Source organism: Terriglobales bacterium (assembly GCA_035691485.1).
In the GTDB taxonomy this organism is placed as follows: domain Bacteria; phylum Acidobacteriota; class Terriglobia; order Terriglobales; family Acidobacteriaceae; genus JAIQGF01.
In genome coordinates, this window is the sequence record DASSIZ010000138.1 from 1 (window position 1) to 10,446 (window position 10,446).

The window sequence follows — 10,446 nt, forward strand, 5'->3', positions numbered from 1 at the left end:
TCGACTCCGACGTGTTCGAGGGCACCGCAAGGGTCTTCGACGGAGAACGCGCCGCGATGGACGCCCTCGAGGACGGCACCATCGTTGCCGGCGACGTCGTCGTGATCCGCTACGAAGGCCCCAAGGGCGGCCCCGGCATGCGCGAAATGCTGGCGGTCACGGCGGCGCTGGTGGGCGCGGGACTGGGCGACTCGGTGGCGTTATTGACGGACGGGCGCTTTTCCGGCGCAACCCACGGATTGATGGCGGGGCACGTGGCGCCGGAGGCGGCGCGCGGCGGCCCCATCGCCGCGGTCCGCACCGGAGACATCGTGGTGTTCGACATTCCGGCGCGGCGGCTCTCGCTGGAGCTGAGCGACGCCGAAATCCGGCAGCGGCTGGCCAACTGGAAGGCGCCGGCGCCGCGCTACCAGCGCGGAGTCATGGCGAAGTACGCGAATCAAGTCTCGTCGGCCGCAATCGGGGCGGTAACGCAGTAAGCGCGGGTCGCGCAACTCGCGGGTGAGTGAGGAAACGATGAAGAAGAAGATGACCGGGGCCGAAATTCTGTGGGAGTGCCTGAGCCGGGAACAGGTGACGCACGTGTTCGGGTATCCCGGGGGCGCGATTCTGCCCGCCTACGACGCGTTGTGCAAGTATCCCAATATCCGGCACGTGCTGGTGCGGCACGAGCAGGGCGCGACGCACATGGCCGACGGCTACGCGCGGGCCAGCGGCCGGGTCGGCGTGGCGGTAGCCACCTCGGGCCCGGGCGCGACCAACATGGTCACCGGCATCGCCACCGCGATGATGGATTCCTCGCCCATCGTGTGCGTCACCGGGCAGGTGGGCAGCAAGCTGATCGGGTTGGACGCATTCCAGGAAATCGACATTACCGGCATCACCCTCCCCATCACCAAGCACAATTACCTCGTCACTCGCGCCGACGAAGTCGCCGGCGTGGTTCGTGAAGCCTTCATGATCGCGCGCTCCGGACGTCCCGGCCCGGTGCTCATCGACATCACCAAGGACGCGCAGCAATCCTCCTGCGAATTCGATTGGGAAGCCACCCGTACCCCCGAGCATCCGCCTCGGCCCGACCGCCGCGCTCCCAGCGAGGACTACCAGCGCGCCCTCGACCTCATCAATTCCGCCCAGCGGCCCGTCATCCTCGCCGGTCACGGCATTCTTCTCTCCGGAGCCCTGTCCCAGGTCCGCGAGCTGGCCGAGAAAGCCGGCGTGCCCGTCGCCATGACCCTGCTCGGCATTGGCGCCTTCCCTGCCTCGCATCCGCTGAACCTCGGCATGATGGGCATGCACGGCGAAGCTTGGGTCAACCACGCCATCCAGGAAGCCGACCTGCTTATCGCCCTCGGCATGCGTTTCGACGACCGCGTCACCGGCAACCTGAAAACCTACGCCCCCAACGCGAGGAAGATTCACGTTGAGATCGATCCCGCCGAAGTCAACAAGAACGTCCCGGTCGATGTCGCCCTCATCGGCGACCTGCGCTCCGTATTGAGCGATCTTCTCCCGGGAGTTGCGATCAGTGACAGATACCCGAGAGCCGAGAGCCGAGAGCCGAGAGTCGAAGTGGATCGCTCTCCCTGGCTCGCTCACATTGCCGAACTCAAAGGCGAAGTCGCGGTGCGCGACATTCAAAATCTTCCCGACAACGGTCATCTCTATGCCGCACACGTCATCTCCGACCTCTGGCGCGAGACTGGCGGCAATGCCCTGGTCGTGACCGACGTCGGCCAGCACCAGATGTGGGAGGCGCAGTACTACCATCACGAAGACCCGCGCACCCTCATCACCTCCGGCGGCCTGGGCACCATGGGCTTCGCTCTGCCTGCCGCCATCGGCGCCAAGATGGCCCAGCCGGACGCGGAAGTCTGGGTCGTCGTCGGCGACGGCGGATTCCAGATGACCATGTGCGAGCTTGCCACCATCGTCCAGGAAAATATCGACATCAACGTCGCCATCATCAACAACGGATACCTCGGCATGGTGCGACAGTGGCAGGAATTCTTTTACGACCGCCGCTATCACGCCACCCCGCTGGTCAATCCCGATTTTGAAAAACTTGCGCAAGCGTTCGGATTGCATGCCATGACCGTCACTCAGCGCTCCGGCGTGGTTCCCGCGGTGCAGGCTGCGCGCTCGCATCGCGGCACCACGGTCATCAATTTCTGCGTGGAACAGGAAGACTCGGTTTTCCCCATGGTTCCCGCGGGTGCGTCGTTACACGAAATGATTCGCCGTCCCGGCCCCTTGGTCGAGACCGCCTCGGACACGTAGTCAGCAAGGGCACGACGTCAGTCGTGCCGCAGTTGCGGGATTTATGTATCAGGGCACGGCTTTAGCCGTGCCGCAGTCAGCCATCGGGGTTGGGAAGGGCACGGCTTTAGCCGTGCCGAGCGAACGCTTTGATTTTTGTCATTCCGAGCACGCTTTAGCGCGCGAGGAATCGAGGTTTTAGGCCGTCGACCGTCGTCGCATTAGGAACTTAACCATGCTCAACACATTCGTCGTTTACGTCGAAAACAAGCCCGGGGTTCTGAACCGCGTCGCCTCTTTATTCCGCCGCCGCGGTTTCAACATCGAGTCCCTCACCGTCGGACACACCGAAACGCCCGGCATCTCGCGCATGACCATCGTCACCGACACCGATGCCCCCGGCACCTACCGGGTCGAGACCAATCTCTACAAGCTGATCAACGTCATCAGCGTCGAGAACATTACCGCCGAGCCTTCCGTCTGCCGCGAACTGGCCATGATCAAGGTCGCTGCCACGGCGGAGAATCGCACCCAGCTCATGCAGCTGGCGTCGGTATTTCGCGCCCGCGTGGTCGACGTTGCTCCCTCGGCGCTGGTCATCGAGATCACCGGCACCGAGGACAAGATCGACGGGCTGCTCGAAGTTCTGCGCCATTACGGCATTCTCGAGATGGTGCGCACCGGGCGCGTCGCCATGTCCCGCGGCGCCAATGGCAACGGAAACGGTGTCGCGCTCGCCGCTGCGGCGGCCGCCGGGGCCGATGGAGCGGCGGCTCCCAGCCCCTTTGATCCCGACGATGGCATGATCGCCTTCTCGGTTTAGGGAAAGGGCACGGCTTGAGCCGTGCCGCAACGAACGTTTTGATTTTGTCATTCCGAGCAAGCTTTAGCGCGCGAGGAATCCAGGCTTTTGAAACCGTCGACCCTAGACCGTCGACCTTTTAGGAGAGCAACAATGGCCAAAATCCACTACGACAATTCCGCCGATCTCGCCCTCATCCGCGGCAAGAAGGTCGCCATCCTCGGCTACGGCTCCCAGGGTCACGCCCATGCTCTGAACCTCCGCGACAGCGGCGTTTCGGTGCAGGTCGGACTGCCTGAAACCAGCCGCTCGCGCGCCCGGGCGCAACAACACGGCTTCGCCGTCGTCACCCCCGATCGCGCCTCTGCCTGGGCTGACGTCATCATGGTCGTCACCCCCGACACCGGCCAGGCGGCTCTCTACCGCTCCGCCATCGCGCCGCATCTCTCGCGCGGCAAGACCCTGATGTTCGCCCACGGCTTCAACATCCGCTTCAATACCATTCAACCGCCGGCCGACGTCGACGTCACCATGGTCGCGCCCAAAGCGCCCGGCCATCGCGTGCGCGAAGTCTTTGTCGAAGGCGGCGGCACGCCCGCGCTCATGGCTATCCACCAGGATGCCAGCGGCCAGGCCAAGGCGCTGACGCTGTCTTACGCCAAGGCTCTCGGCTGCACCCGCGCCGGAGTTCTGGAAACCACTTTCAAAGAGGAAACCGAAACTGATCTCTTCGGTGAGCAGACCGTGCTTTGCGGAGGCGTCAGCGCGCTGGTGAAGGCCGGCTTCGAAACCCTGGTCAACGCCGGGTACCAGCCGGAGATCGCCTACTTCGAGTGCCTGCACGAACTCAAGCTCATCGTCGACCTCTTTTACCGTGGCGGTCTTTCTTATATGCGCTACTCGGTCAGCGACACCGCCGAGCACGGCGATTACACCGGCGGCCCGCGCATCGTCACCGATGAAACCCGCAAGGCCATGCGCCAGATCCTCGCCGAGATTCAGGACGGCACCTACGCGCGCAACTGGATCGCCGAAAACGAGGCGGGACGGCAGTGGTTCTATGCCACGCGCCGCAGCGAGCAGGACCACCTCATCGAGCAGGTCGGGGCGAAGCTACGCAGCTTGATGCCCTTCCTCGACCCCATCGACGTCCGCGAGGAAACGCGACAGGCCGAAGCGGCAGAAAAGAATGCGGCGGCGCAGAAGACGCGCGCCGGCTCCGCCTCCGCCGCCGATTGATGAAGTGGGAAGGGCACGGCTTTAGCCGTGCCGCAACGAACCTTTAATTTTGTCATTCCTCGCGCGCTTTAGCGCGCGAGGAATCTAGGTTTTGAAAACCGTCGACCTCTACTCGGAGTCGCCATGCAGCTTTACGATTGGGACCAGATCAAATCCGACCAGGTTACGCCCTTGTACAGCCGCAAGGTCGCGCACGCGGGCAGTGTCACCGTGGCGCGGCTGGAGGCCAAGACCGGCGCCGCCACGCGCATGCACGCGCATCCATTCGAAGAAGTCATCGTCGTGCTCCAGGGCAAGTGGCGTTTCTTTCTGCCCACCGGCGATGTCACTCTCGAAGCCAACCAGATGCTCAAGATTCCGCCCGGGATGGAGCACGGCTCGGAGGTCCTGGAAGACGCCGTCGCCATCGACGTTTGCTCGCCCGCGCGCCAGGATTGGCTCAACGGCGACGATCGCACCCTGCACTACGACCCCGAGCAGTATCTCTGGGCCGTGTAACTGGCCGTGTGGCGGGTCTCTGACCCGCCTTTCCCCATGCGCCTTATAATCGGTGCATGACCCTGCGGGACCAGGAGCGCGAGCGCCAGCGCCTGTCGCAGCTTTATAGCGCCATGAGCGACGCCGAACTGCTGCGTGTCGCCGAGGATCCCGCCGCGCTTACCGACGCCGCCTGGGAAGCTGTCGAGGACGAAGCCGAACGCCGCGGCCTCAAGCTCGACTTGGAACCGCGCCAACCCGTCATTACTCCGGCCTTCGGCGAACTCGCCGTCATCCGCAAGTTCCGCGACCTGCCCGAAGCCTTGCTCGCCAAGGGAGCGCTCGACGCCGCAGGCATCGAGTCTCACCTGCTCGACGAAAACCTTGTCCGCCTCGACTGGTTCTATTCCAACGCCATCGGCGGCGTCCGCCTCTGCGTGCGCGTCAACGACGCCTCCCAAGCCTTTCGCATCCTCAACCAGCCGCCGCTCGATGCGCCGGCGATTGACGACTCCGAGCGATAATTCAGGCTCCAGGCTCAGGTTTCACGGGGTCAGGCTTCACGGACACTGCCGGCGCTGCCTGGAAACTGGTTAACAATCAACTATTCCGTCCTGGTCTTCTTTTTCGGGCGGCGCTTGTGTTTTTTCGGACGACCTTTTCCCATGCCCTGAGTGTACAGGAACTCGGGGCCGGAGACTGTCACGCCGGCTCTGGATTTCAGAACTCATCCGGGTACTTGGAAGAGCGCTTGCGCAAGGGCTGCCCCCCAACTCGGAACTTCACAGCCCTCAATTACTTCCGCGGTACAACAGCCCCCTTTCTCCTCTCATCTTAACTAACCACTAACCGAGATAAGGAGAGACCCAGTGACCAACATACGTAAACTTCTATGCGCAATGGGCGTGGCGGGCGCCTTGTGCGTCCCGGCTTTCGCGCAATATCAACCGCAGGAGCAGCCCCGCCAGCACGACCAGGACGACATGCAGCGGGACCGCGACCAGAATATCCAGCGCGACCAGAATATCCAGCGCGATCGTGACGACGTGCAGCGTGATCGCGACAACGACCGTGACCGAGCCAATGTCAACAATGGCTACTACAACCAGAACAATGATCAGTGGCGCAACACCAAGGCCTGGAAGCAGGGCTTCAAGGACGGACAGCACGATCGTTCCAGGAACATGGGCGAGCGTCTCGACCGCCATCACTGGAGAAATGACCAGGACCGCCAGGCCTATCAGGCGGGATACTACGAAGCCTTTCGCGGCAGCAATATGACCCGCGATCGTGACGATCGGCACCGTGATCGCGACGACCACTAAGTTCCCTTCGTTGCGGTTCAAAAAGTTCCACCCAACGGCACCTTAGCGTTGGGTGGATTTCATTTGCAGCGACACGGATAGCATCGGCACCAGCAACACGCGAGCTATTCTTGCCACGAATTCTTCTCTGCTGTCAGACCGCTGTGCTGGTTCCGCGCACGAAGTGCAGGATCAGCGCGATCAGCGCTACGATCAACAGAATGTGAATCAATCCGGTCGTGACGTGGAAAACTCCCCATCCAAAAATCCACGCCAGCAGCAGGACGATGAACAAAATCATGAACAAACTCATGCTTTGGCCTCAACTTTCCTGGGCTGCCCTTTTCCGGGCTGCCCGGTTGCGTAGATACGATGCCGGGATGAATCGCGCGGTTGGGCTGACAAATTAAAGCCCGCGTTAGCCTTAGCAGCCACTCACCCGGCAGATCCGGTCCTGCCGGTCCGGCACAAGCATAGGGTCAACTTTCGTGGTGCCGGACGGGGTTGGAGCGCGCACGCCCTCGTGCGCGTAGGGTGTTAGCTGCTGCGCCTTTGGTTTTGACGGATCGGAGGCAAAGTGCCAATGCTCACGGAGCTCTGACGCTGGAGTTTTGCGCTTGCCGCTGGGTTGCAGGAGTCGTTCATCATGACGAGAAATTGACGAGTCGCCGCCAGGAGCAATTCCGGACCTTGTCCTTTGGGCATGAAACAATCGACATTCGCAAGGGCCTCCCCGGGAACGCGATTGCCCGAAATCATGATGATCGGCACCGTCGGAGCGCGACGTTTCATTTCCCGCGCAACTGTTCCGCCATCCATGCCGGGCATTTTGTAATCGAGGAGCACGAGATCCACGTCATGCGTTTCGAAAAATTCCAGCGCCTTTTCTCCATTGGCTGCGCTGAGGACTTCATATCCTTCGCATTCCAGGATCTTCTCGCGCGTGTATAGCAAGCCCGAGTCGTCATCGACCGACAAGATGAGGTGCCGCTGTCGCTGTTCTTCTTTTACCAAAGACGGTCCGACTCGAACCGCTGGAAGATGCTGGCCGTCGCCGTTCGGGCTGTTCTGCAGGCGCTCGCCTCTGGCGTGGCCGTTGCGACGTGAGCGCACCGGGCTTGCGCGGAGCCATTCGTCAAGCTCCGAAGTCAAGGCCAGCGTGGCACTGCGGGCACGGCCTTTGGGCCGGTGGACGGGCAGGCTGCAATCCAGTTCCCAGCGCTGGACAGTTCGGACGCCACGGCCCAGGTATCGAGCAATTTCTTTCCAGGAATTTAGGACGGAAGAATTTCCGCCATGGGAATCTTGGCGCGTGTTCTTCGCTGAACCAGCAACGTTCGGAATGAAGGAGTCTTCCTGGGGAAGGGAGCCCACAATCGCCTCCTCAGGGCGCGGTAATAACCCCGATTTTGGCGCAAGTTGGGGGGGGGCTGTCTGTCCGATACCAGACAATTCAGAGCAGCCCAAGCCGGTCAAATTCAGCTCGCACCGTCCGGTAGCACTCGCAGGCGGCATCCTCAAGTTTTTGCCGGTTGGTGATGTTGACATGGCCTCGCGAGTAATCAATGAGACCGGCCTGATGCAACATGCCTGCCGCCAGCGTCACCGTGCTTCGCGGTGCGCCCAGCATCTGGCTGAGAAACTCGTGCGTCAGCGGCAGGCGGTCGGACTGCACCCGATCATGACAAGTGAGCAGCCATCGCGCGAGACGCTCACTGATGGTGTGCAGACGGTTACAAGCGGCGTTCTGCGCACTTTGAATCAGATTCGCGAGCAGGTATTTCTGCAAATGGTCTCGCAGTTTCCCATTCCGCTCGAATTCATTCTTCAATCGCTTTGCGTCAATGCGATAGCCGGATCCGGTGACCTGAATGAACGTCTCCCCCGGCATGCTCTCCGCTCCCAACAGAATGGGAAGCCCGACCACGCCGTCAATCCCGATCACTCCGACCTCGACGGTCGAGCCGTCCTCTAAGCTCAAAACCACCGAAGCCAGTCCTTCTTCCAGAAAATAGGCGTGATCAACCTTGCCGTCGAGCAATTGGGTGCGCAGTTTCAGCGTGACGGGTGACAAGTACGGCGCCAGGCGGTCAATTTCAGCTTTCGGCAAGGCCGCCAAGACTCGATTCTTGTACTTTGTTGGGGGAGGGACAGATTTTGCGCGCGGGTTCATGGCTGGCTCCTTTCGCCGAAAACCGGCATCTGGACGCGCAGCTGAACCTGGCCTTTAGAGGTGGGCAAAGATGCGTATGAAGATGTAACTCAATTGTACGCCCTGCCAAACTCCAATTTAGGTCTCTTTTTGCTCTGAGGCTGAAGCGCGTTAGGAGAACATCAGTGGTTGGTGCGCGCATGCCCTGGTGCGCGTAAGAGTTCAGAACTGACTTCCTCACATTTGCAAAAATCGCAGGTGTAGCCCACCCGCCGTAGTGCGGAGGGGCGGGGCTGGTTATGGACGCGGGCCAGATCGCGTCACCGTCAGCTGTGACCGGCAGCACAGTGCGCGGCCAATTGCCGCACCGATACTGCTCACGTCTCAGGAGATTCTGCCCATGAACATGCTCCGCGCATTCTTGCTCAGCTCTGCCCTGCTCGTTGTTCTCGTTTTGGCTGCCGCCGTCCAACCTGCGATTGCCCAGACAGCCCGTGGCGCGCAGAAGCACCATCAGGTGATTCCAGCCGGAAAGACCTGTATTGACTGCCACAAGGCGAGGTATGCCCAATGGAAAGAGAGCCCGCATGGCGCCAATGATGTCCAATGCACCGTGTGCCACGGCGAGATCACAGCGCAGACTGTTCGCGCCACTCCGGCATTGAGCGCATGTGACGCCTGCCACGCCGAGCAGGTGGCGCAACTGAAGTCGGATGCATTCATGAAAGGCAAGACGTGCGTGACCTGTCACCCACCACACACGTTCAAACCGCACAAGAAGGCGGCCGCCGCAGATAAGCAATAGCGGTTCGCGGAGCTGGTGGCCGGACGTGGTGTCTTCGCGCCCGGCCATGGAATATTGTCCGTGAAGCAGAGGGATTAATCCGCCGTTATGATCGTGCAGGAAGCCGGACGGCAACGCCGTCATTTCGGCGCGGTGGATGGGGACTCGGAAGTTCGGATGTTGAGCAAAGGTGGGCCACCCGCCCTGAGCGGAGTCGAATCGGAGACTATCTCGCGCTTTGGCGCAGGGCGTGCTCGATGCGGCGATCGGGAATGAGCCAGACAAGCGCCACGACAACATAGATCGCTTGCGCCAGCCACGGGGCCTGAAGCAGGCTGGCGACAATTCCCGCGACGTACAGCACCGGCGACATCTTGCCCTTCCAGTCATTGCCGATGGCTTTCTTCAGCAGCGAGCCTTCGCCTTGCGAGGAGATGATGGCCTGCTGCAGCACGTAATAGGCGATGGCCGCCATCAGCAGGACGAGCCCGTAAACCGCGGACGGCGCGGGCGCGAAGTGGTTTTCGCCCATCCACCCGGTGACGAACGGAAACAACGACAGCCAGAACAGCAGGTGCAGGTTGGCCCACAGAATGGGCCCGGTCACCTGCGCCGAGGTGTGCAGCATGTGGTGATGGTTGTTCCAATAAATGCCGACATAGACGAAGCTCAGCACATAGCTGAGAAATACCGGCAGGAGGGGACGCAAAGCGGCCAGGTTCTCGCCGCGCGGGACCTTCATCTCCAGCACCATGATGGTGATGATGATGGCGATGACGCCGTCGCTGAAGGCTTCGAGCCGGCTCTTGCCCATGAGTGGAGATCATACGTCAAGTCGTTGAAGGTTCAAGGTTTCGCGTTTCACGTTTCACGTTTCACGTTCTAAGTTCTCAATGTTCCAAAGGAACCCTATGAGCTAGAGGGGCTGGAGTGGAGTCCGCGGTTGGAGCGCACACGCCCTCGTACGCTTGGATTAGCTCGCCACACGGTTTTCGGTAACGGCGCTCGACGCATAGGTTAACTACCCCCTCCCTGGGGGTGGCGTGTGGAATCAATGAGATAGGTGCAGGTAACCTGGGAAAACTGCAGGTTACCTGGGAAAAGCGCGATGACGTGATGATGGCGTTTGAGACTGGTAGAGCGCCGGACTGGGCCAGGATGGTGCAAAGACAAATCGGCCTGCGCATCTTTGGCGCAAGGTCAACTTAGTGGAAGGTGCCGGAAGCGTCGTTGATGGGGAGCAAACAGGGGCAGGATTCGATGAAGATGCGATTCCCGCAATAGGATTCGATGGTAGCCCAGGGCGCAAGCCCTGGGTAGGCTGTCGATGGAAGGCCGTGAGCCAGTGCGAAATCCCTGCGCGTGCGCTGTCGTCCTGGCCGCCATGTCCGCGTGTCGTGCGCCGCGCGCCGAAGCCGTAAGCCTGTAT

The 10,446-nt window shown here is 61.3% G+C and carries 12 protein-coding genes; 8 read left to right on the plus strand and 4 right to left on the minus strand.

The window, feature by feature from the left end; translation table 11 throughout:
* From VFI82_17025 to VFI82_17055, 7 genes are all read left to right on the plus strand, one after another.
* A partial coding sequence (locus VFI82_17025; GenBank protein HET7186387.1) for a dihydroxy-acid dehydratase occupies nt 1-479 on the plus strand: 479 nt, incomplete at its 5' end.
* A gap of 37 nt (nt 480-516) precedes the next feature.
* The gene (gene ilvB / locus VFI82_17030; GenBank protein ID HET7186388.1) at nt 517-2,280 is read left to right on the plus strand and encodes a biosynthetic-type acetolactate synthase large subunit; all 1,764 of its coding nucleotides are present in this window, start codon (nt 517-519) and stop codon (nt 2,278-2,280) included.
* A gap of 214 nt (nt 2,281-2,494) precedes the next feature.
* The gene (gene ilvN, locus VFI82_17035; protein HET7186389.1) at nt 2,495-3,082 is read left to right on the plus strand and encodes an acetolactate synthase small subunit; all 588 of its coding nucleotides are present in this window, start codon (nt 2,495-2,497) and stop codon (nt 3,080-3,082) included.
* Between the two features lie 132 nt (nt 3,083-3,214).
* Nucleotides 3,215-4,300: a ketol-acid reductoisomerase gene (gene ilvC, locus VFI82_17040; GenBank protein ID HET7186390.1), complete on the plus strand. Its 1,086-nt coding sequence runs from the start codon at nt 3,215-3,217 to the stop codon at nt 4,298-4,300.
* Between the two features lie 123 nt (nt 4,301-4,423).
* Nucleotides 4,424-4,798 carry a cupin domain-containing protein gene (locus VFI82_17045; protein HET7186391.1) on the plus strand — a complete coding sequence of 125 codons (375 nt, stop codon included), beginning with the start codon at nt 4,424-4,426 and terminating at the stop codon, nt 4,796-4,798.
* A 56-nt stretch (nt 4,799-4,854) separates the two neighbouring features.
* Nucleotides 4,855-5,301 carry a hypothetical protein gene (locus VFI82_17050; protein ID HET7186392.1) on the plus strand — a complete coding sequence of 149 codons (447 nt, stop codon included), beginning with the start codon at nt 4,855-4,857 and terminating at the stop codon, nt 5,299-5,301.
* Between the two features lie 345 nt (nt 5,302-5,646).
* Nucleotides 5,647-6,102, plus strand: coding sequence for a hypothetical protein (locus VFI82_17055; protein ID HET7186393.1), 456 nt, complete (start codon nt 5,647-5,649; stop codon nt 6,100-6,102).
* A gap of 133 nt (nt 6,103-6,235) precedes the next feature.
* Here VFI82_17055 and VFI82_17060 read toward each other — a convergent pair whose 3' ends face one another.
* The 3 genes from VFI82_17060 to VFI82_17070 form a co-directional block, all read right to left on the minus strand.
* A complete protein-coding gene (locus VFI82_17060; GenBank protein HET7186394.1) occupies nt 6,236-6,394 on the minus strand; it encodes a lmo0937 family membrane protein in 159 nt (52 codons plus the stop codon).
* A 224-nt stretch (nt 6,395-6,618) separates the two neighbouring features.
* Nucleotides 6,619-7,557 carry a response regulator gene (locus VFI82_17065; GenBank protein HET7186395.1) on the minus strand — a complete coding sequence of 313 codons (939 nt, stop codon included), beginning with the start codon at nt 7,555-7,557 and terminating at the stop codon, nt 6,619-6,621.
* Nucleotides 7,535-8,254, minus strand: a complete 720-nt coding sequence (locus VFI82_17070) for a Crp/Fnr family transcriptional regulator (GenBank protein ID HET7186396.1) — start codon at nt 8,252-8,254, stop codon at nt 7,535-7,537. The genes VFI82_17065 and VFI82_17070 overlap by 23 nt, the downstream gene beginning before the upstream one ends.
* A gap of 379 nt (nt 8,255-8,633) precedes the next feature.
* Here VFI82_17070 and VFI82_17075 point away from each other — a divergent pair, with 379 nt between their 5' ends.
* Nucleotides 8,634-9,038, plus strand: a complete 405-nt coding sequence (locus VFI82_17075) for a hypothetical protein (protein HET7186397.1) — start codon at nt 8,634-8,636, stop codon at nt 9,036-9,038.
* A 205-nt stretch (nt 9,039-9,243) separates the two neighbouring features.
* On the opposite strand, the gene VFI82_17080 is transcribed toward VFI82_17075, so the two are convergent.
* Nucleotides 9,244-9,831, minus strand: a complete 588-nt coding sequence (locus VFI82_17080; GenBank protein ID HET7186398.1) for a TMEM175 family protein — start codon at nt 9,829-9,831, stop codon at nt 9,244-9,246.
* Nucleotides 9,832-10,446: the final 615 nt, after the last annotated feature.